Genomic DNA, 20,734 nt, shown 5'->3' with positions numbered 1-20,734 from the left:
GACCGGATCAGTGCCCGGCGACGTCCCAGTTGGCGCCTCGTCCGATCTGCACATCGAGGGGAACCGACAGGTCCGCCGCATCGCCCATGCGCGCACGCACGATCCTCTCGACCGCATCCCACTCCCCTGCCGCGACCTCCACGACCAGTTCGTCGTGGATCTGCAGCAGAACACGCGATCGCAGACCGTCCGCACGCAGCTGTTCGTGGATGTGGAGCAGACCGAGTTTCATGATGTCGGCCGCGCTCCCCTGAATGGGGGCGTTCAGCGCGGCGCGCTCGGCGTTCTCGCGCAGCACGCGATTGGGGCTGGCGAGGTCGGGGAATGGCCGACGGCGGCCGAAGATCGTCTCGGTGTACCCGTCGATACGCGCCTGCTCCACCGACGAGCGGAGGTAGTCCCGAACCGCGCCGAAGCGCGCGAAGTACTCGGTCATGAGCTGCTTGGCCTCGGACTGCTCGATCCGCAGCTGCTTCGAGAGGCCGAATGCGCTCAGCCCGTACACCAGGCCGTAGCTCATCGCTTTGACCTTCGTGCGCATCGCCGGCGACACGTCGGCAGGTTCCACACCGAAGACCCGGGAGCCGACGAAACGGTGGAGGTCCTCGCCGGAATTGAAGGCTTCGATGAGCCCTTCGTCACCGGACAGATGCGCCATGATCCGCATCTCGATCTGCGAGTAGTCGGCGGTGAGCAGGGTCTCGTACCCCTCGCCCACCTCGAAGGCCGCGCGGATGCGATGCGACTCCTCGTTGCGGATCGGGATGTTCTGCAGATTCGGATCCGTGCTCGACAGACGCCCCGTCTGGCTGCCGGTCTGCAGGTAGGTCGTGTGGGTGCGCCCGTCCGGGCCGATCGAGACGTCGAGCGAGTCGATGATCTGCCGCAGTTTCGTGGCCTCGCGGTGCTGCAGCAGCAGATCGAGGAACGGGTGCGGGTTGCTCGCCTGCAGATCCGCGAGAACGGCGGCATCCGTCGAATAGCCTGTCTTGGTCTTGCGCGTCTTCGGAAGCTGAAGCTGCTCGAAGAGGACGTCCTGCAGCTGCTTGGGCGACCCGAGGTTGACCTCACGGTCGATCTCGGCGTAGGCGCGCTGGGCGATGTCGTCGGCGCGCGCGGACAACTCGGCGGAGAACGCCGACAGCTTCTCATGCGAGATCGCCACGCCGGCGAGCTCCATGTCGGCGAGTGCCCCCAGGGTGGGCAGCTCGATCTCGGTGAAGACGCGGCCGACGGATGCCGGCATCTCCTGCCGGATCGCGTCGGTCACGCGCAGCGCGTACCAGGCCAGTTGGCCGGGCGTGGCGCCTTCCGTCTCAGGGACGAGCTGCGAGGGATCGGCCTCCGGCAGCTTCTCGTCGAGGTGGCGCTCCACGAGATCGCCCAGCGTCTTGTCGGGAAAGCTCGGCCGCGACAGCCATCCGGCCAGGACCGGATCGAACGTCAACCCGCCGAGCGACACCCCCGCACGGCGCAGCGCCTTGACCTGCGGTTTCGCGTCGACGAGCACCTTCGGCGCGTCGCTCTCGAGCCAGGGCCGGAGGACGTCGGCGACATCGTCGCTCCACGTCACCTCGATCACCGCCGGCTGGTCTTCGGTGGGATCGACCGTTGCGACGCCGACCCGAATCGGGCGGCCGTTGTCGAGCGTCACCGTGACGCCGAGCTCGTCCGCGTGCGACGCGATCCAGGCGGCGGCGCCGACGCCATCCAGCTGTGCGGCGACGGGAGCAGCAACGACGGTGGCATCCGATCCCTCGGCATCGCCCTCTTCGACGCCGACTGCGTCGAAGACACGGGGAAGCAGCGTGCGGAACTCCAATCGTGCGAAGATCTCCCGCACCGCCTGCGCGTCGATCGCCCGTACCGCGAGGTCCTCGGGGCCGACAGGGAGCTCCACATCGCGCAGCAGCGCGTTCAGCGCGCGGTTGCGGCGGACGTCGTCGAGGTGCTCACGGAGGTTCCCCCCCACGACGCCGGTAACCTTGTCGGCGTTCTCGAGCAGGGCGTCGAGGCTGCCCCATTGCGTGAGCCACTTCACCGCCGTCTTCTCACCGACTTTGGGCACGCCGGGAAGGTTGTCGCTCGTCTCGCCCACGAGTGCAGCGATATCGGGATAGTTCGCCGGCGGCATCCCGTACTTCTCGACGACGGCGTCGGGCGTGTAGCGCTTGAGCTGCGAGACGCCCTGAACGCTCGGGTAGAGCAGCGTCACGTCGTCGGTGACCAGCTGGATCGTGTCGCGATCGCCCGAGCACACCAGCACGTCGAAGCCGGCCGCCGCGCCTTCTGTGGCGAGGGTCGCGAGGATGTCGTCGGCCTCGACGCCCTCCTTGGTGAGGACGGTCACGTTCATGGCAGCGAGACACTCCTGCAGAAGCGGGATCTGCCCCGTGAACTCCACCGGCGACGCCGAGCGCGTCGCCTTGTACTCGGGATACTCATCCGTCCGAAACGAGTGCCGGGACGTGTCGAACGCGACCGCGAGGTGGGTCGGCTTCTCCGCCTTGATCAGGTTCACGAACATCGACAGGAATCCGTAGATCCCGTTGGTGTGCTGCCCGTCCTTCGTCGAGAAGTTGTCGACCGGCAGGGCGAAGAACGCGCGGTAGGCGAGCGAATGGCCGTCGACGACGAGAAGAGTAGGCTTTCCGGAGTCCGTCACCCTGACAGCCTAGACGCGGGCACAGACACCGGACCTCCCTCGTTCCGATCGCTTCCGAAGGTGGATGATGACCGATCCCCGCACCCCCGCAGACATCGACGGAATCGCCTGGGCGCGAGAGCGCGGCAAGGGTGCACTCGCGGAGAAGATGGGCATCGAGTTCGTCGAGTTCACGGTCGGGCGCGCCGTGGCGACCATGCCCGTCGAGGGGAACACGCAACCCGTGGGTCTGCTGCACGGCGGTGCCTACGTCGTGCTGGGCGAGTCGCTCGGGTCGATGGCGGCGAACCTCCATGCCGGCCCCGAGCGGCTCGCCGTCGGCGTCGACATCAACGCGACGCACACCCGCTCGGCGACCAGCGGTCTCGTCACGGGCGTGTGCACGCCGATCCACCTCGGACGGACGATGACCGTGCACGAGATCGCCGTCACCGATGAGGCAGGGCGTCGGTGCTCTACCATCCGGATCACGAACCTGATCAAGGATCGCCCGGTCGGCTGATCGGCCCGCCGGATGCTCCGGCGACCGCTCCCCCGCGGTCAGCCCTTCTTGGGCGAGAGCTGCTCGATGATCGCCTTCGCGACGTCCTGCATCGTGAGGCGACGGTCCATGGACGCCTTCTGGATCCAGCGGAACGCCTCCGGCTCGCTGAGGCCCATCTTCTCGTTCAGCAGGCCCTTCGCGCGGTCGACGAGCTTGCGCGTCTCGAAGCGCTCGACCATGTCGGCGACCTCGGCCTCAAGGGTGATGATCTGCTCGTAGCGGGCCAGCGCGATCTCGATCGCGGGCAGCAGGTCGTTCGGGGTGAACGGCTTCACGACGTACGCGAGGGCGCCCGCCTCGCTCGCACGCTCCACCAGCTCCTTCTGGCTGAACGCCGTCAGCAGCACGACGGGAGCGACGTGGTTCTTGCTGAGCTTCTCAGCTGCGCTGATGCCGTCGAGGACGGGCATCTTCACGTCCATGATGACGAGGTCGGGGCGCAGTTCCGTGGCAAGCTGCACGGCCGTCTCGCCGTCGCCCGCTTCACCGACGACATCGAAGCCGTTGTCGCGGAGGATCTCCACGATGTCGAGGCGGATCAGCGACTCGTCCTCGGCCACGACGACGCGGCGCGGGGTGGTCGCGGCGGGTGGGGTGCTCAGTTCCTGCTCAGTCACCTTTGAATCCTACGGTATCGTCGATTCGTCACACGCCGGTGTGGCGGAATGGCAGACGCGACCGACTCAAACTCGGTTGCCCGAAAGGGCGTGTGGGTTCGACTCCCACCACCGGCACCACACTCTTCCGAGGCAGAGCCTCGGAATCCCTCCCCGCGCGGCCCCAGCAGCCGTGTATGGACCGCCGTCAACGCCGCAGGGCGGATGCCCGGGGCTGTTCCCCGGGCATCCGCCCTGCGCTGCGTCGACTTACGCCTCGGCCTTGTAGATCGGTGCCTTGCCGTTGACGGCGTCGCCGATCTTGTGGACGCGGATGTCGTTCGTCGACCCGATGATCCCGGGAGGGGATCCGGAGATCACGACGACCTTGTCGCCTTCCTTCGCGAGGCCCTGGCCCAGGAAGAATTCGTCGACCTGCTTGAACATCAGATCCGTGTGCGCGACGTGCTCGACGAGGGTCGACTGCACGCCCCAGGTCAGCGCCATGCGACGACGGATCGCGGGGTCGACGGCGAATGCCATCATCGGGATGCCGGGGCGCAGACGGGACATACGTCGCGCCGTGTCACCCGATTCAGTGAAGATGCAGATGTAGGCCGCCTCGACGAACTCGGCGACCTCGTTGGCGGCGAGCGTGATGATGCCGCCCTGCGTGCGGGGACGCGTCGGAACCGGCTTGATGCGGTCGAGACCGTGGTCCTCGGTGGACTCCACGATGCGGGCCATCGTCTGGACCGTCACGACCGGATAGTCACCCACGCTCGTCTCGCCCGAGAGCATGACCGCGTCGGCGCCGTCGAGGACGGCGTTGGCGACGTCGGATGCCTCGGCGCGCGTCGGCACCGGAGCGTGCGTCATCGACTCGAGCATCTGCGTCGCGACGATGACCGGCTTCGCCATGCGGCGGCAGAGCTCGACGGCGCGCTTCTGGACGATCGGCACCGCCTCGAGCGGCAGCTCGACGGCCAGGTCGCCACGGGCGACCATGATGCCGTCGAAGGCGTCGATGATCTCCTCGAGGTTGTCGACGGCCTGCGGCTTCTCGATCTTGGCGATGACGGGGACCTTGCGGCCCTCCTCCGCCATGATCTCGTGCACGCGGGTGATGTCGGCGGCGTTGCGCACGAACGACAGGGCGATGAGGTCGGCACCGGCCTGCAGACCCCAGCGCAGGTCGGCCTCGTCCTTCTCGGACAGGGCGGGAACGCTCACGGCGACGCCGGGCAGGTTGATGCCCTTGTTGTTGGAGACCGTGCCGGCCACGACGACCTTCGTGGTCACGACGGGGCCGTCCACGCTCACGACCTCGACGCGGACCTTGCCGTCGTCGATCAGAAGCGAGTCACCGGGCTTCACGTCGCCGGCGAGACCCTTGAAGGTCGTGCCGACGAGGTCGCGGGTGCCGACCACCTCATCCGTGGTGATGCGGAACGTCTCGCCCACCTCGAGGTCGTGGGGCCCGTCCGAGAACTTGCCGAGGCGGATCTTGGGGCCCTGCAGATCGACGAGGATCGCGACGGCCTTGCCCGCGTCCTCCGCCGCCTTGCGCACGTTGGCGAAACGGCCACCGTGCTCGGTGTAGGAGCCGTGGCTCAGGTTCAATCGGGCGACGTCCACTCCGGCCTCGATGATCGCGCGGATCATCTCGTACGATTCGGTGGCGGGTCCCAGGGTTGCGACGATCTTCGCGCGTCTCACTACTGACTCTCCGGTCTGTGTGTGTTTTCGGGGGTTGTGCTCAGCCTACGCGGGCTGAAGGCCGATCGCGATGTCTCGCGGTCCCACGGGGGCGGGCAGGTTCGTCCGCCCCATGAGGTACTCGTCGACGGCTGCCGCGGCGGCCCGCCCCTCGGCGATCGCCCAGACGATCAGGGACTGGCCACGACCGGCATCGCCCGCCACGAAGACACCCGCAGCGGTCGACTGGTAGTCGTCGCCGCGTTCGACGTTGCCGCGGCCCGTGAACACGGTACCCAGCTGGTCTTCGAGCGCGCCGCGCTCCGGGCCGGTGAAACCCATCGCGATGAGGACGAGGTCGGCGGGGATCTCCCGCTCGGTGCCGCTCTTGGGCACACGGCGTCCGTCGGGCAGGTACTCGGTCTCGGCCAGCCGAAGCGCACGCACCTCGCCCGCCTCGTTGCCGAGGAACTCGACGGTCGACGCGAGGTAGGTGCGCTCACCGCCTTCCTCGTGCGCCGACGAGACCTCGAACAGGGTTGGCATCGTCGGCCACGGCTGGTGGTCGGGGCGTGCCGTCGGCGGCTGCGTGCCGATCGCGAGGTTCGTCACGCTCAGCGCGCCCTGACGGTGCGCCGTCCCGATGCAGTCCGCACCGGTGTCGCCGCCGCCGATGACGATGACGTGCTTGCCTTCGGCGTCGATCTGCTGGGGAACCTGGTCGCCCGCCACGACCTTGTTGGACTCGACGAGGTACTCCATCGCGAAGTGCACGCCGTCCAGGTCGCGGCCCGGAATCGGGATGTCACGGGGAACCGTGGAGCCGGTGGCGACGACGACGGCGTCGTACCGTGCCCGCAGATCGCTCCAGGTGATGTCGACGCCGATCTCGACGCCCGCGCGGAAGCGCGTGCCCTCGTCCTGCATCTGACGCAGACGCGACTCGATGTGCCGCTTCTCCATCTTGAAGTCGGGGATGCCGTAGCGCAGGAGACCGCCGATGCGGTCGTCTCGCTCGAAGACCGCCACCGTGTGACCGGCGCGGGTCAGCTGCTGCGCCGCGGCGAGACCCGCGGGACCGGAGCCGACGACCGCGACGGTCTTGCCCGTGAGCCGAGCAGGCGGCTCGGGCTCCACCCACCCGCTGGCGAAGGCGTCGTCGATGATGGACACCTCGACCTGCTTGATGGTGACGGCGGGCTGGTTGATGCCCAGCACGCAGGAGCTCTCGCACGGAGCCGGGCACAGGCGCCCCGTGAACTCGGGGAAGTTGTTCGTCGCGTGCAGACGTTCGATGGCCGAACGGCCCTCGCCGCGCCACATGAGGTCGTTCCACTCCGGGATGAGGTTCCCCAAGGGGCATCCCTTGTGGCAGAACGGAATGCCGCAGTCCATGCAGCGTCCCGCTTGGCGTCGCAGAACCGCGCTGTCGCCCGGTTCGTAGACCTCTTTCCAGTCCATGATGCGCACGGGAACCGGCCGGCGCGCCGGGAGCTCGCGCTCGGTGGTCTTCAGGAAGCCCTTCGGGTCAGCCACCGGTCACCTCCAGGATGCGTGTCCAGACGACGTCGCTGTCGGGGTCCAGCCCCTCGGCGGCGGCGTCCTGTCGGGTCTGCAGCACGGCCGCGTAGTCACGCGGCCGTACTCGGACGAAGTTGTGCGTCTCGGCCTCGAAGTCCTCCAGGAGGCCTGCGGCGAGGGTCGAGCCGGTCTCGGCGACGTGCCGCTCGAGCAGGTCGTGCAGGATCTCGGCGTCACCGGACCCCAGCGCGAGCAGTTCCAGTTCGCCGCTGGCCAGGGCCTCACTGTTCACCAAGTCGCGGTCGAGCTTGTAGATGTAGGCGGTGCCGCCGGACATGCCGGCTCCGAGGTTGCGCCCGGTGGCGCCGAGGATGACCGCGAGCCCGCCGGTCATGTACTCGAGCGCGTGGTCGCCCACGCCCTCGACGACCGCGGTGGCACCCGAGTTGCGCACCAGGAAGCGCTCCCCCACGACGCCGCGGAGGAAGAGGCTCCCCTGGGTCGCACCGTACCCGATCACGTTGCCCGCGATCACGTTCTGCGACGCGTCGAACGCAGCGTCGCGCGGAGGCCGCACGACGATCTGACCACCGGAGAGGCCCTTGCCGACGTAATCGTTCGAGTCGCCCTCGAGGCGCAGCGTGATCCCGGCGGGCAGGAAGGCGCCGAAGGACTGCCCCGCCGACCCGGTGAGGTTGACCTCGATGCTGCCGGACGGCAGTCCGTGCTCGCCATGCTGCAGGGTGACGCGGTTGCCGAGCATCGTCCCGACGGCGCGCTCCGTGTTGCGGATCGGCAGATCGATCGCGAGGTGACCGCCGTGGGCGATGACATCCTGCGACCGTTCGATGAGGCCGACGTCGAAGTGCTTCTCGAGCTCGTGGTCCTGATCGCGCAGATGGCGCCGCGGCACGTCGGGACCGAAAGCCGGACCGGCGAGGATCGGAGCGAGGTCGAGGTCGGCCGCCTTCCAGTGGTCCACGGCGCCGCTCGTGTCGAGCATGTCGTTGCGGCCGATCGCTTCGTCGAGCGTACGGAAACCGAGTTCGGCGAGGTACTCGCGCACCTCCTGCGCCACGAACTCCATGAAGTTCACGACGTGCTCGGGCTTGCCCGTGAAGCGCTTGCGGAGCACCGGATTCTGCGTGGCCACGCCCACGGGGCAGGTGTCGAGATGGCAGACGCGCATCATGACGCAGCCTTCCACCACGAGAGCGGTCGTGGCGAAGCCGAACTCCTCCGCGCCCAGCAGCGCGGCGATGACGACGTCGCGACCGGTCTTGAGCTGTCCATCCGCCTGGACGACCACGCGGTCGCGCATGTCGTTGAGCATCAACGTCTGCTGCGTCTCGGCCAGACCCAGCTCCCACGGCGTACCCGCGTGCTTGAGCGAGTTCAGCGGGCTGGCGCCGGTGCCGCCGTCGTGGCCGGAGACCAGGATCACATCCGCGAGAGCCTTGGCCGTTCCGGCCGCGACCGCGCCGATTCCCGACTGGCTCACGAGCTTGACGTGCACCCGCGCCGCGGGGTTCGCACGCTTCAGGTCGAAGATGAGCTGCTTCAGGTCTTCGATCGAGTAGATGTCGTGGTGGGGCGGCGGCGAGATCAGTCCGACACCCGGCGTCCCGCCGCGGGTGCGCGCGATCCACGGGTAGACCTTGGCCGGCGGCAGCTGACCGCCCTCGCCGGGTTTGGCACCCTGCGCGAGCTTGATCTGGATGTCATCCGCGTGCGTCAGATACATGCTCGTGACACCGAACCGGCCCGAGGCGACCTGCTTGATCGCGCTGCGACGGGACGGGTCGAGCAGACGCTCGACGTCCTCGCCACCCTCGCCCGTGTTGGACTTCGCGCCGATCGAGTTCATCGCGATCGCGAGGGTCTCGTGCGCCTCTTTGGAGATCGAGCCGTAGCTCATCGCTCCGGTCGAGAAACGCCGCACGATCGACGAGACGGGCTCGACCTCGTCGATCGGGACGGGCGGACGCTCCCCGGTCTTCAGACGGAACATGCCGCGCAGCGTCTTCAGCTCGGCCGACTGGTCGTCGACGAGCTTCGTGTACTGGCGGAAGATGTCGTAGCGGCGCTCACGGGTGGAGTGCTGCAGACGGAACACGGTGTCGGGGTTGAACAGGTGCGGCGCACCGTCCCGGCGCCACTGGTACTCGCCGCCTGTCCACAGCCGCTCGTGCGTGCGCGCCGCCTCGTCCTCGGGGTAGGCGTAGTCGTGACGCGCCTGGTTCTCGCGTGCGATCTCGACGATGCCGACGCCGCCGAGCTTCGTCTCGGTACCCGTGAAGTACTTCTCGACGAAGTCCTCCGACAAACCGACCGCCTCGAACACCTGCGACCCGGCGTACGACGAGACCGTCGAGATACCCATCTTGGACATGATCTTCAACACGCCCTTGCCGAGCGCATAGATGAGGTTCGCGACCGCCTTCTCCGGCGAGATCCCGGTGATGAAGCCGGCGCGCACGAGGTACTCGACCGTCTCCATCGCGAGGTACGGGTTCACGGCGGATGCGCCGTAGCCGATGAGCGTCGCGACGTGGTGAACTTCGCGCACGTCGCCCGCTTCGACCACCAGGCCGACCTTCATGCGGTTCTCGCGCCGGATCAGGTGATGATGCACGGCCGAGAGCATCAGCAGCGACGGGATCGGCACGAGATCCTTGTTGGAGTCCCGGTCGCTCAGGATGATGAACTCGGCGCCGTCGGCGATCGCCGCATCGACCTCCGCGCACATCTCTTCGATGCGCTTCTCGAGCGAGTGATCGCCCTGGTCGAAGTGGTACAGGCCACGGATCGTGGCACTGCGCCGTCCGGGCATCGCCTTGTCGATGTTCTGCAGCTTGGCGAGTTCGTCGTTGTCGATCACGGGGAAGTCGAGTGTCACGGTGCGCGTGTGCTCCGGACCCCACGACAGCAGGTTCCGCTCGGGTCCGAGACCCAGCGACAGCGACGTCACGACCTCTTCGCGGATCGAGTCGAGCGGCGGGTTCGTCACCTGCGCGAACTGCTGCACGAAGTAGTCGAACAGCAGGCGCGGACGCTCGCTGAGCACCGCGATCGGCGCATCCGACCCCATTGCGCCGAGCGGCTCGGCGCCGTTCTGACCCATGGGGGTGAGGAGGATGCGCACTTCCTCCTCGGTGTACCCGAACGTACGCTGGCGGCGCGTGATCGACGCGATCGGGTGCACGATGTGCTCCCGCTCGGGCAGGTCCTTCAGGCGTACGCGCCCGGCATCGAGCCACTCCTGCCACGGCTTCAGGTTCGCGAGGTCGCGCTTGACCTCTTCGTCCTCGATGATGCGGCGCTGCGCGGTGTCGACGACGAACATGCGGCCGGGACGCAGACGTCCGCGACGCTTGATGCGCGCCGGCTCGAAGTCCAGCACACCGGTCTCGGAGCCGATGACGACGAGGCCGTCGGTCGTCTCGGTCCAGCGGCCCGGGCGCAGACCGTTGCGGTCGAGCGTCGCGCCCACGAGCGTGCCGTCGGTGAAGATCAGCGCCGCGGGGCCGTCCCAGGGCTCCATCTGCATGGAGTGGTACTCGTAGAAGGCGCGCAGATCGGGGTCGAGCGTCGTCTGCTTCTCGTACGCTTCGGGCACCATCATCATGACGGCGTGCGGCAGGCTCCGACCCGTGAGCGTGAGAAGCTCCAGCACCTCGTCGAACGACGCCGAGTCGCTCGCGCCCTCGGTGCAGATCGGCAGGAGCGGGCGGATGTCGCCCACGAGCTCGGACTCGAGCTGCGACTGCCGCGCTCGCATCCAGTTGCGGTTCGCGCCCACGGTGTTGATCTCACCGTTGTGCGCGAGCATGCGCAGCGGCTGGGCGAGCGGCCACGAGGGGAAGGTGTTCGTCGAGTAGCGCGAGTGGACGACCGCCAGCTCGCTCTCGAAGCGTTCGTCCTGCAGGTCCGGGTAGAACGGCTCGAGCTGGAGCGTGGTGACCATGCCCTTGTACCCGAGCGTCCGGGCGCTCAGCGAGACGAAGTACGCACCGTGCTCGCGCCGCGCGCGCTTGCGCAGACGATAGACGCGACGATCCAGGTCGATACCGCTCAGCGCCGGCGCGTCGCCGACGGCCGGGCGCGAGACGAAGAGCTGCTCGAAGGCGGGACGCGCGGCGAAGGCCAGCTTGCCGAGGTGCTCGTCCTCCGTGGGCACGACGCGCCAGCCGAGCACGGTCAGTCCCTCCGAGGCGGCGACCCGCTCGACGCCGGCCTTCACCTCGGCGCGCGCGCCGTCCTCCAGCGGCAGGAACGCGAGACCCGCGGCGTACTCCCCCACCGGCGGCAGATCGAATCCGACGACCGCGCGCAGGAAGGCATCGGGCATCTGCGTGAGGATGCCGGCGCCGTCGCCCGTCCCGGCGTCGGAGCCGATGGCCCCACGATGCTCGAGATTGCGCAGCGCGGTGAGCGCCAGGTCGACGATGTCGTGCCCGGGCGTGCCGCGCAGCGTCGCCACCATGGCGAGACCGCAGGCGTCCTTCTCGAATGCCGGGTTGTACATACCCTGCTTCGAGGGGATGCCCGATGCGCTCAGCGCGATGCTGTCGGGAGTTTCTCCGCGACGGGGGCTCGAGGCCATTGCTACCGTCCTCATGGTCAAGCTGATCCGGGACGACGTCGGCCCTGCGATGGTGCTGTGTGTGTTACTTCGAGGCGACTGTGCTTGTGGCAGCGTCCGCGACGAACTCGGACGCAGGGGGTGCGCTCACGTCCACGAAGTCGTCGGTGTTCTGCGATTGTACAGCCCCGCCGACCGCGCGCTCACGTCCGGGCCGGTACGGCGAGGGTTCGAGCCCCGGGTGGCGCCGCTTCTGGACGACGAAGATCGCCAGCCCGACGACCACGCCCGCGATCGCGGCCCACACGTTGGTGCGCAGCCCGAAGAACACGTCGCTGGGATCGATGCGGATGCTCTCCCACACGATGCGGCCCGCGCTGTACCAGACGAGGTAGAGCGCGAACAGGCGTCCCCACTGCAGGGTAAAGCGCTTGCCGACCCACAGCAGGAACAGCACGCCGAGCGTGTTCCAGATGACCTCGTACAGGAATGTGGGGTGGAACAGCGTCCCCTCGGGAAGACCCGCCGGCCACGCCGGGTTCGGATACGAGATCTGCAAGCCCCAGGGCAGGTCGGTCGGCAGTCCGTACAGCTCCTGGTTGAACCAGTTGCCGAAGCGACCCATCGCCTGGGCGAGGAGCAGGCCGGGAGCCAGCGCGTCGGCGAAGGTCCAGAAGCGGACACCCGTCCACTTGCAGCCGAGCCACGCGCCGACGGCACCGGCGATCAGGGCGCCGAAGATGGCGATGCCGCCGTCCCAGACGTTCCAGATCGCGTCTTTGACGAAGGGGTTCCACCACTCGCGGCCCTGGTCGAAGTAGTAGCTCCAGTGGGTGACCACGTGGAACAGGCGCGCGCCGATGATGGCGAGAGGAACCGCGATCAGACAGATGTCGATGACGACCCAGGGCTCCGCTCCGCGCGCCGTGAGGCGCCGATTCGTCAGGAAGGCCGCTGCGATGATGCCCGCCAGAATGCACAGCGCGTAGAAGTGGATCGTCAGCGGACCCACCGAAAACGAACTGATCGACGGACTGGGGATGCTGGCGACGACCGAGGCGGAGAAAAGCACGAGGGGAAGTCTACTTCGCCGCGCACGCACGCCGACGCCGCACCGGCCCCGCGAGCGTCGCGCCCGAGATCCGGCTCAGCGAACGGTGCCGGATGCCAGTGCGCGCGCCTCGGCGGCGAGGCCGTCCACCCCGCCGTCGCGCAGCGCACGGACGAGAGCCGTTCCGACGATGGCGCCGTCCGCGTACTCGACGACGCCGGACACCTGGTCGGGCGTGGAGATGCCGATGCCCACGCAGGCGTTCTCGACCCCGAATCCGCGCAGGCGGGCGACGAGCGTGCGTGCCGCGGCATCCAGTTCGGCCCGCTCGCCCGTGATGCCCATGGTCGACACGGTGTAGACGAAGCCGGTGGAGGATTCCGCGATCATCCGCAGACGCGCGTCGGTCGAGGTCGGCGCCGCGAGGAAGACCCGGTCGAGCCCGGTGCGCTCGGACGCGGCGATCCAGTCGGCCGCGGCGTCCGGGGTGATGTCGGGCGTGATCAGGCCCGCGCCGCCGGCCGCGGCCAGGTCGTCGGCGAAACGGTCCACGCCGTACTGCAGCACGGGGTTCCAGTACGTCATGACGAGGATCGGCACGTCGGTACGGGCCGCGATCTGGCGCACCGCGGTGAACGTGTCGCGCATCCGGAAACCGCCGGCCAGGGCGGCCTGCGTCGCCTCCTGGATGACGGTGCCGTCCATCACGGGGTCGGAGTACGGCGGTCCGAGCTCGAGGACATCGGCTCCGGCCTCGGCGAGGGCGACCGCGGCGTCGATGCTCGTCTCGAGGTCGGGGAAGCCGAGCGGCAGGTATCCCACGAAGGCGCCGCGCCCTGCGGAACGCGCCGCGGCGATGGCATCGGCGACCCGGCTCACAGCTCGATCCCCTCTCCGTGGGCGTCCTCATCGGACGGCGGCGCCTCGACCGGCCCCTCGCCATCGTCGTACAGGCCGAACCAGCGTGCGGCCGTGTCCATGTCCTTGTCGCCCCGGCCGGACAGGCTCACGGCGATGATCGCATCCGGACCCAGCTCCCGCCCCAGTCGCAGGGCTCCGGCGAGGGCGTGGGCCGATTCGATGGCGGGGATGATGCCCTCGGTCCGCGACAGCAGCCGGAGGGCGTCCATCGCCTCGGCGTCGGTCGCGGGGATGTAGGTCGCCCGGCCGATGTCGGACAGCCACGCGTGCTCGGGACCGACGCCCGGATAGTCGAGTCCCGCGGAGATCGAGTGGGACTCGACGGTCTGGCCGTCCTCGTCCTGGAGCACGTAGGTCTTGGCACCGTGCAGAACGCCGGGCCGCCCGCGCTCGATGGATGCCGCGTGCTTCGGCGTGTCGACGCCGTCGCCGGCCGCCTCGACACCGTAGAGGGCGACGTCCTCGTCGTCGAGGAACGCGTCGAACATGCCGATCGCGTTCGAGCCGCCGCCGACGCACGCGACCACGGCATCGGGCAGTCGCCCGGTCTCGTCGAGCAGCTGCTGGCGAGCCTCCTCCGAGATGATCTTCTGGAAGTCGCGCACCATCGCCGGGAACGGGTGCGGCCCGGCGGCGGTGCCGAAGATGTAGTTGGTCGTCTCGACCGAGGCCACCCAATCGCGGTAGGCCTCGTTGATCGCGTCCTTGAGCGTGCGCGACCCCGTGGTCACCGGGATCACCTCGGCACCGAGCAGGCGCATGCGGGCGACGTTCAGCGCCTGGCGCTCCGTGTCGACTTCGCCCATGTAGATCGTGCAGTCGAAGCCGAACAGGGCCGCCGCTGTCGCCGTCGCCACGCCGTGCTGCCCCGCACCGGTCTCGGCGATCACCCGCGTCTTGCCGAGCCGCTGCGTCAGCAGCGCCTGGCCGATCACGTTGTTGATCTTGTGCGAGCCGGTGTGGTTGAGGTCTTCGCGCTTGAGGAAGACCCGCGCCCCGCCCGCGTGCGCGGCGAAGCGGGGGACCTCGGTCAGAGCGGAGGGACGTCCGGCGTAGGAGTGCAGCAGCTGCTCGTACTCCGCGTGGAATGCGGGATCGGCGAGGGCGGTCTCGTAGACCCCCGTGAGCTCGTCGATGGCGGCGATCAGCGACTCCGGCATGAACCTCCCGCCGAAATCTCCGAAGAAGGGACCGGGCTGGTCGCGCAGGCTCGTCATGATCCGGCCTCCAAGAAGGCGTGCAGGGTGGTCACCGGGTCGTTGGTCACGAGCGCCTCGCCGACGAGGACCACATCGGCGCCGGCGGCACGGTAGTGGGCGACGTCCGCGGGCGCCAGCACCGCCGACTCGGCGATTCGAATGGCATCCGACGGGAAGTGCTCGGCGAGCGAGCCGAACAGGTCACGATCCAGGTCGAACGTGGAGAGGTTCCGAGCGTTGACCCCGATCAACCGGGCGCCCAGGTCGGCTGCGCGCTTCAGTTCGTCGCGCGAATGCGTCTCGACGAGCGGCGTCATCCCCAGCTGCAGGGTCAGTTCGTGCAGCTGTCTCAGCAGGGGCTGGTCCAGAGCCGCGACGATCAGCAGCACCAGGTCCGCGCCCGAGGCGCGGGCTTCGAGCACCTGGTAGGGGGTGGCGATGAAGTCCTTGCGCAGCACCGGTACGTCGACGCGTGCCTTCACTGCTTCGAGGTCGGCCAGAGAACCCTTGAAGCGACGTCCCTCGGTGAGCACCGAGATGGCCGACGCGCCGCCCTGCTGGTAGAGCGCCGCCTGCAGCGCGGGGTCGGGGATGGCCGCCAGGTCGCCGCGCGACGGGCTCGCGCGCTTGACCTCGGCGATGATCTTGACGCGGTCGGCGGGTGCGAGGGCGGCGAGGGCGGCGAGTGCCGGCGCCTGCGCGAGCGCGGCGCGCTCGACATCCGCCAGCGGGCGGTCCTGCGCGCGCACCTCGGCATCCTCCACCGCGCCGGCGGTGAGGCCTGCCAGCATGATCAGTGCTGCTTCGCGGCGTACTTGGGACTGTGCGCGCCGTAGCCGGCCTTGGCCATCACCCATCCGACGATGAGTCCGACGACGAGAAGTCCGGCCGAGGCCCAGACGAGCACCGGCATGTCGAGCACGAAGAACAGCGTGCCGAGGGAGACCGCGACGAGCATGATCACGACGGCCGTCCAGGCCGCCGGCGAGTGTCCGTGGCCGGGGTCTTCGATGCTGCTGCTCATTGCTCTCCTTCGGGTGCGGGTCCCCGCCAGTCTAGCGGTCGGTCGGATCGTCGCCGTGCGACAGGTCGTCCCACGAGTCGATGGCGTTATCGCGCGACGCGTCGTGCGGGCGCGCACCCCCGCGCGCGGTCGGGGCACTCGTCTCACGCTCGTAGCGGCGACCGCTTCCCCGCCAGCGGTGCGCCGTGGCGAGGGTCCAGAGTCCGCCGGCGAGGATGACGAGCCCCGCGACCGCAGCCGCGAACGGCCACGCCGTGGCAGCGATTGCCTCGACCAGATCGGCGATCGCGTCGCGACCCGAGAGTCCGGTCGCACTCGTCACGACGGATGCCGCCGCATCCACCGGGCGCTCGAACGCGATCCGGGCGGAACCGGCGAGCATCGTGACGCCGATCGCCGCCGCGAGGACGCCGAACGCGTAGCGGAGCACGCGGCCGACGACCGTGAGCGCGAGCCCGAGGGCGAGTGCCGCAAGGCTCAGGGGCGCGAGGAGCGCCATCGCCGATGCACCCGGAACGGCGAGGGCGTCGGCCGAGCCGGAGCGCAGCGCGACCTCGAGCCACGTCTGCGTCGACGAGATGACGCCGACGGCACCGCCGAGCACGATGCCGAGCACGGCGATCATGCGCGCGCGTGCGATCACGGCGCTCCCTCGACGGGGGCGAGATCGTCCGCGTCGAAGCAGGTGCGGTCGCCGGTGTGGCACGCAGCCCCGATCTGCTCGACGGAGATGAGGAGCGCGTCGCCGTCGCAGTCCAACCGCGCGCCCTTGACGTACTGCGCGTGACCGGACGTGTCGCCCTTGCGCCAGTACTCCTGGCGCGAGCGCGACCAGAACGTGACACGACCCTCCGTGAGTGTGCGCCGGAGTGCCTCGGCGTCCATCCATCCGAGCATCAGCACCTCGCCGGTGTCGTGCTGCTGGATGATGGCGGCCACGAGTCCGTTCGTGTCGAAACGCACGCGCTCCAGGCGTGGGTCGGCGCCGGTCATCGCCGCACCTCGACGCCGCCGGAGGCGAGGGCATCCTTCACGTCGCCGATCGTGAGTTCACCGGAGTGGAAGACGGATGCCGCGAGCACCGCATCGGCACCGGCGGCGATGGCGGGGGCGAAGTCGCCCACGCGACCCGCGCCCCCGGATGCGATCACCGGAACCGAGGAGATCTCCCGCATCAGTCCGATGAGCTCGAGGTCGAAGCCGTCCTTGGTGCCGTCGGCGTCGATCGAGTTCACCAGCAGCTCCCCCGCACCGCGGTCGATCGCCTCCCGCGCCCACTCGAGCGCGTCGAGCGAGGTCGCCGTCCGCCCGCCGTGGGTGGTCACGACGAAGCCGGACCGCGTGCCGGCAGCACGCTTCACGTCGAGGCTCAGCACGAGCACCTGCGCACCGAAGCGGTCCGCGATCTCGCCGATGAGGTCGGGGCGGGCGATCGAGGCCGAGTTGACGCCGACCTTGTCGGCACCGACCCCGAGCAGGCGCGCGACGTCCTCGGCGGAGCGCACGCCGCCGCCGACGGTCAGCGGGATGAATACCTGCTCCGCCGTACGCCGGACGACGTCGTACGTCGTCGAGCGGTCATCGACCGTGGCCGTCACATCGAGGAAGGTGAGCTCGTCGGCGCCCTGCGCGAAGTACAGGGAGGCGAGTTCGGTCGGGTCGCCCATGTCGCGGAGGTTCTCGAAGTTCACTCCCTTAACGACACGGCCCGCCGCCACGTCGAGACACGGGATGACCCGACACGCGAGCGACATCAGAGCCTCGCGCCGCGGATCGCGGTCACCAGGATCGCCCGGGCCCCGATGGCGTAGAGGGCGTCCATCACCTGGTTGACCGTCGCCCGCGGCGTCATCACGCGCACCGCGACCCACGAGGGATCGCGCAGCGGCGACACGGTCGGCGACTCGATCCCGGGCGCGATCTCCACGGCGCGGTCCACGAGATCGGCCGGCAGGTCGTAGTCGATGAGCACGTACTGTCGCGCCACCATGACGCCCCGCAGGCGCCGCAGGAGCGTGTCGGTGCCCGCCGCCTCGGTCGGGGCGCCGATGAGCACTGCTTCGGACTGGAGGATGACAGGCCCGAAGACCTCGAGCCCGGCCTGACGCAGCGTCGTCCCGGTCTCCACGACGTCCGCGATCGCATCTGCCACGCCGAGGTCGATCGCCGACTCGACCGCGCCGTCCAGGGGGACGAGGTCGGCCGCCACCCCGTGCGAGTCGAGGAATCCGTCGACGAGCCCGGGGTACGAGGTCGCGATCCGCACGCCGTCGAGGTCGGCGACCTCTGAAAACGTTCCGGGCCGCCCCGCGAAGCGGAACGTCGACCGGGCGAAGCCGAGGCTCTCGATCTCGCGGGCGCCGGGCATGCGCGCGTCCAGCAGCAGATCACGGCCCGTGATCCCGACGTCCAGCGCGCCGGAGCCGACGTACGTGGCGATATCCTTCGGACGCAGGTAGAAGAACTCGACCTCGTTGACCGGGTCGATGATGTGCAGTTCCTTGGAGTCACGTCGACCGGTGTATCCGGCCTCGGCGAGCATCTCGGCGGCGGTGTCGGCGAGCGACCCCTTGTTCGGCACGGCGATTCGCAGCATGTCGCGGGAGCTTTCGTTGTGGGAGCGTCGGTGTCTGAGCGGAGGCGGGGGCTCAGAGATGTCGGTACACGTCGTCGAGGGAGAGTCCCTTGGCGATCATCATGACCTGCACGTGGTACAGCAGCTGCGAGATCTCCTCGGCCGCCTCGACGTCGGACTGGTACTCGGCCGCCATCCAGACCTCGGCGGCCTCTTCGACGATCTTCTTGCCGATGGCGTGCACGCCGCGATCCAGCTGCGCGACCGTGCCCGATCCATCGGGGCGGGAGGCGGCGGTGGCGGTGAGCTCCGCGAACAGTCCGTCGAACGTCTTCACTCTGACAGGCTACCGGCATCGCCGAGGTGGACGTCGCGGCATCCGCGCGTCGGTGCTCGTTAGGGTCGGTGTCATGGATCCGATCCAGCAGATGCTGACCGCCGTCGTCGACGATGTGCGGGACCTCGATGCGGGCGCGACCGCACACTACATCCCCGAGCTCGCCGCAGCGGACCCCGATCGCCTCGCGCTGGCCGTCGTGGGCCCGCGGGGCCGGACGATCGCCGTCGGTGATGTCGACGCGACGTTCACGATCCAGTCGATCTCGAAGCCGTTCGTCTTCGCCCTCGCCGTCGAGGAGCTCGGCAGAGCCGCGGTGCTCCGTCAGTCGGCGTCGAGCCCAGCGGCGAGCCGTTCAACGCGATCAGCCTCGAGGCGGGGACGGGCCGACCCGCCAATCCGCTCATCAACGCCGGCGCGATCGCGACCACCGGACTGATCCGCGATCGCGCCGGCGTGGATCGCGGCGCCCGGATCCTCGCGGGTCTCTCACGGTTCGCCGGGCGACCGCTCGAGGTCGACGAGGCGGTGTACCGTTCGGAGTCCTCGACGGGTGACCGCAACCGAGCCCTCGCCCATCTGCTGCGCTCGCACGAGATCATCGCCGACGATCCCCATGCCGTCGTGGAGGCGTACTTCCGGCAGTGCTCGGCGCTCGTGACGGTGGCAGACCTCGCCGTCATGGCGGGAACGCTCGCCTTCGGCGGACGCCACCCCGTGACCGGCGAGCAGGTGGTGTCGCCCCGCACGGCGCGCGACGTCATCTCCGTCATGACCGGCTGCGGCATGTACGACGCGTCGGGGTCGTGGCTGCTCGAGGTCGGGCTGCCGACCAAGAGCGGGGTCTCGGGGGGCCTACTCGCCCTCTCGCCGTCGCAGTTCGGCGTCGGGGTCTTCAGTCCCCGACTCGATACGTACGGCAACAGCACGCGCGGACAGCTTCTGCTCGCGCGACTGTCCGAGGCGCTGGGCATGCATGTCTTCGAGCAGCACGAGGGCATCGCCACCCCCGGAGTGGAGATCGTGCGATCCGAGGACGGCGTCGTTCGGCTGGTACTCGACGGCGAGCTCTCCTTCAGCGGCGCGGAGCGTGTGCTCGCCGCTGTGCGCGGGGCCGATCTGAACGGAGCCGACCCGGGCGACGACGGACGGCCCGGGACGGGGCGTGACCTCGTCGTCGATCTGCACCGGCTGACCCAGATGCATCCGGCCGCCGTCGCGGTGCTGCGCGACGAGGTCGCCGCGCTCGGCGGGCGCGTCCACGTCGAGGGCTGACGGGCCCGCGGCGGACCCGATGCCACGGTGCGGCGTCGGTCAGTGGCGGTGGGCCGAGGACGCCTCGCGGCGGAGCGCCTCGATCGCGCGCCCCGGATCGTCGGCCCCGAACACCGCGGAGCCCGCGACGAACGTGTCGGCGCCCGCCTGCGCGGCCTGCGCGATGGTCGATTCGGAGATGCCGCCGTCGACCTGCAGCCACACCTGCGATCCGCGTCGGCGGGCCTCATCGTGCAGGCGGGCGAGTTTGGGCATCTGGTCGGCCATGAAGGACTGTCCGCCGAATCCCGGCTCGACGGTCATCACGAGGATCTGGTCGAACTCGTCGAGCACCTCGAAGAGGCCCTCGACGGGAGTTGCGGGCTTCACCGCGACCCCGGCGCGCGCCCCGATGTCGCGCAGGCGCCGGGCGAGCGCGATGGGATCCGCGGCGGCCTCCAGATGGAAGGTGACCGACGCGGCCCCGAGCTCTGCATAGCCGGGGGCCCAGCGGTCGACGTCGGTGATCATCAGGTGCACGTCGAGCGGGACAGGGCTCGTCTGTTGCACGCGTTCGACCATCTGCGGACCGAAGGTGAGGTTCGGCACGAAGTGGTTGTCCATCACGTCGACGTGGACGAAGTCGGCCGAGCCGATCCGCTCGAGGTCGGCCTGCATGTTCACGAAGTCGGCGGAGAGGATGCTGGGATTGATGCGGATGCCGGGCACCGTCCCATTATTCACTGGGGCATCCGTAAGCCGGT

Annotated in this window: 17 protein-coding genes, 1 tRNA gene and 1 pseudogene; 3 read left to right on the top strand and 16 right to left on the bottom strand. The window is 69.2% G+C overall.

Annotated features, from left to right (window positions below; all coding sequences use genetic code 11):
* Positions 1 to 7: 7 nt before the first annotated feature.
* The gene (gene polA / locus JOE64_RS07795; protein ID WP_204963729.1) at positions 8 to 2,665 is read right to left on the bottom strand and encodes a DNA polymerase I; all 2,658 of its coding nucleotides are present in this window, start codon (positions 2,663 to 2,665) and stop codon (positions 8 to 10) included.
* Between the two features lie 67 nt (positions 2,666 to 2,732).
* On the opposite strand from polA, the gene JOE64_RS07790 reads away from it, so the two are divergent.
* Positions 2,733 to 3,167: a hotdog fold thioesterase gene (locus tag JOE64_RS07790; RefSeq protein WP_204963728.1), complete on the top strand. Its 435-nt coding sequence runs from the start codon at positions 2,733 to 2,735 to the stop codon at positions 3,165 to 3,167.
* A gap of 38 nt (positions 3,168 to 3,205) precedes the next feature.
* Here the strand turns inward: JOE64_RS07790 and JOE64_RS07785 are convergent, their stop codons facing one another.
* Positions 3,206 to 3,826, bottom strand: a complete 621-nt coding sequence (locus JOE64_RS07785) for an ANTAR domain-containing response regulator (RefSeq protein ID WP_204963727.1) — start codon at positions 3,824 to 3,826, stop codon at positions 3,206 to 3,208.
* A gap of 34 nt (positions 3,827 to 3,860) precedes the next feature.
* Between JOE64_RS07785 and JOE64_RS07780 the strand changes: the two genes are divergently transcribed.
* Positions 3,861 to 3,946, top strand: a tRNA-Leu gene (locus JOE64_RS07780).
* Positions 3,947 to 4,075: 129 nt separating this feature from the next.
* On the opposite strand, the gene pyk is transcribed toward JOE64_RS07780, so the two are convergent.
* The 13 genes from pyk to JOE64_RS07715 form a co-directional block, all read right to left on the bottom strand.
* A complete protein-coding gene (gene pyk, locus JOE64_RS07775; RefSeq protein ID WP_204963726.1) occupies positions 4,076 to 5,524 on the bottom strand; it encodes a pyruvate kinase in 1,449 nt (482 codons plus the stop codon).
* Positions 5,525 to 5,569: 45 nt separating this feature from the next.
* Positions 5,570 to 7,039 carry a glutamate synthase subunit beta gene (locus tag JOE64_RS07770; RefSeq protein ID WP_204963725.1) on the bottom strand — a complete coding sequence of 490 codons (1,470 nt, stop codon included), beginning with the start codon at positions 7,037 to 7,039 and terminating at the stop codon, positions 5,570 to 5,572.
* Positions 7,032 to 11,630, bottom strand: coding sequence for a glutamate synthase large subunit (gene gltB / locus JOE64_RS07765; protein ID WP_204963724.1), 4,599 nt, complete (start codon positions 11,628 to 11,630; stop codon positions 7,032 to 7,034). The genes JOE64_RS07770 and gltB overlap by 8 nt, the downstream gene beginning before the upstream one ends.
* 64 nt (positions 11,631 to 11,694) lie before the next feature.
* Positions 11,695 to 12,681 carry a prolipoprotein diacylglyceryl transferase gene (lgt, locus tag JOE64_RS07760; protein ID WP_204963723.1) on the bottom strand — a complete coding sequence of 329 codons (987 nt, stop codon included), beginning with the start codon at positions 12,679 to 12,681 and terminating at the stop codon, positions 11,695 to 11,697.
* A 75-nt stretch (positions 12,682 to 12,756) separates the two neighbouring features.
* Entirely contained in the window at positions 12,757 to 13,539 is a 783-nt protein-coding gene (gene trpA / locus JOE64_RS07755; protein WP_204963722.1) for a tryptophan synthase subunit alpha, read from the bottom strand.
* Positions 13,536 to 14,798 (bottom strand): tryptophan synthase subunit beta, encoded by a 1,263-nt coding sequence (gene trpB, locus JOE64_RS07750; protein ID WP_204963721.1) that lies wholly within the window; start codon positions 14,796 to 14,798, stop codon positions 13,536 to 13,538. Before trpB ends, trpA begins: the two co-directional genes overlap by 4 nt.
* Positions 14,795 to 15,571: an indole-3-glycerol phosphate synthase TrpC gene (gene trpC / locus JOE64_RS07745; RefSeq protein ID WP_204963720.1), complete on the bottom strand. Its 777-nt coding sequence runs from the start codon at positions 15,569 to 15,571 to the stop codon at positions 14,795 to 14,797. The genes trpB and trpC overlap by 4 nt, the downstream gene beginning before the upstream one ends.
* A gap of 2 nt (positions 15,572 to 15,573) precedes the next feature.
* On the bottom strand, positions 15,574 to 15,804 hold the full coding sequence (locus JOE64_RS07740) for a DUF6704 family protein (protein ID WP_204963719.1): 231 nt from the start codon (positions 15,802 to 15,804) through the stop codon (positions 15,574 to 15,576).
* 31 nt (positions 15,805 to 15,835) lie between these two features.
* On the bottom strand, positions 15,836 to 16,447 hold the full coding sequence (locus tag JOE64_RS07735) for a Trp biosynthesis-associated membrane protein (protein WP_204963718.1): 612 nt from the start codon (positions 16,445 to 16,447) through the stop codon (positions 15,836 to 15,838).
* Positions 16,444 to 16,797, bottom strand: coding sequence for a phosphoribosyl-AMP cyclohydrolase (hisI, locus tag JOE64_RS07730; RefSeq protein WP_204963717.1), 354 nt, complete (start codon positions 16,795 to 16,797; stop codon positions 16,444 to 16,446). The genes JOE64_RS07735 and hisI overlap by 4 nt, the downstream gene beginning before the upstream one ends.
* Entirely contained in the window at positions 16,794 to 17,558 is a 765-nt protein-coding gene (gene hisF / locus JOE64_RS07725; protein ID WP_204963716.1) for an imidazole glycerol phosphate synthase subunit HisF, read from the bottom strand. Before hisF ends, hisI begins: the two co-directional genes overlap by 4 nt.
* Positions 17,558 to 18,400 carry an ATP phosphoribosyltransferase gene (gene hisG, locus JOE64_RS07720; RefSeq protein WP_204963715.1) on the bottom strand — a complete coding sequence of 281 codons (843 nt, stop codon included), beginning with the start codon at positions 18,398 to 18,400 and terminating at the stop codon, positions 17,558 to 17,560. Before hisG ends, hisF begins: the two co-directional genes overlap by 1 nt.
* A gap of 52 nt (positions 18,401 to 18,452) precedes the next feature.
* Entirely contained in the window at positions 18,453 to 18,716 is a 264-nt protein-coding gene (locus tag JOE64_RS07715; protein WP_204963714.1) for a phosphoribosyl-ATP diphosphatase, read from the bottom strand.
* Here JOE64_RS07715 and glsA point away from each other — a divergent pair.
* Positions 18,613 to 19,991, top strand: a pseudogene (gene glsA, locus JOE64_RS07710) (glutaminase A). The gene JOE64_RS07715 and the pseudogene glsA overlap by 104 nt on opposite strands.
* Positions 19,992 to 20,030: 39 nt before the next feature.
* Here glsA and rpe read toward each other — a convergent pair.
* Positions 20,031 to 20,699 carry a ribulose-phosphate 3-epimerase gene (gene rpe, locus JOE64_RS07705; protein WP_204963713.1) on the bottom strand — a complete coding sequence of 223 codons (669 nt, stop codon included), beginning with the start codon at positions 20,697 to 20,699 and terminating at the stop codon, positions 20,031 to 20,033.
* Positions 20,700 to 20,734: the final 35 nt, after the last annotated feature.

Origin of the sequence: Microbacterium dextranolyticum (assembly GCF_016907295.1) — a bacterium.
Taxonomy (GTDB): Bacteria; Actinomycetota; Actinomycetes; order Actinomycetales; family Microbacteriaceae; genus Microbacterium; species Microbacterium dextranolyticum.
Note: the sequence above shows the minus strand (reverse complement) of the source record. Positions and strands in the feature narration are given on the sequence as shown.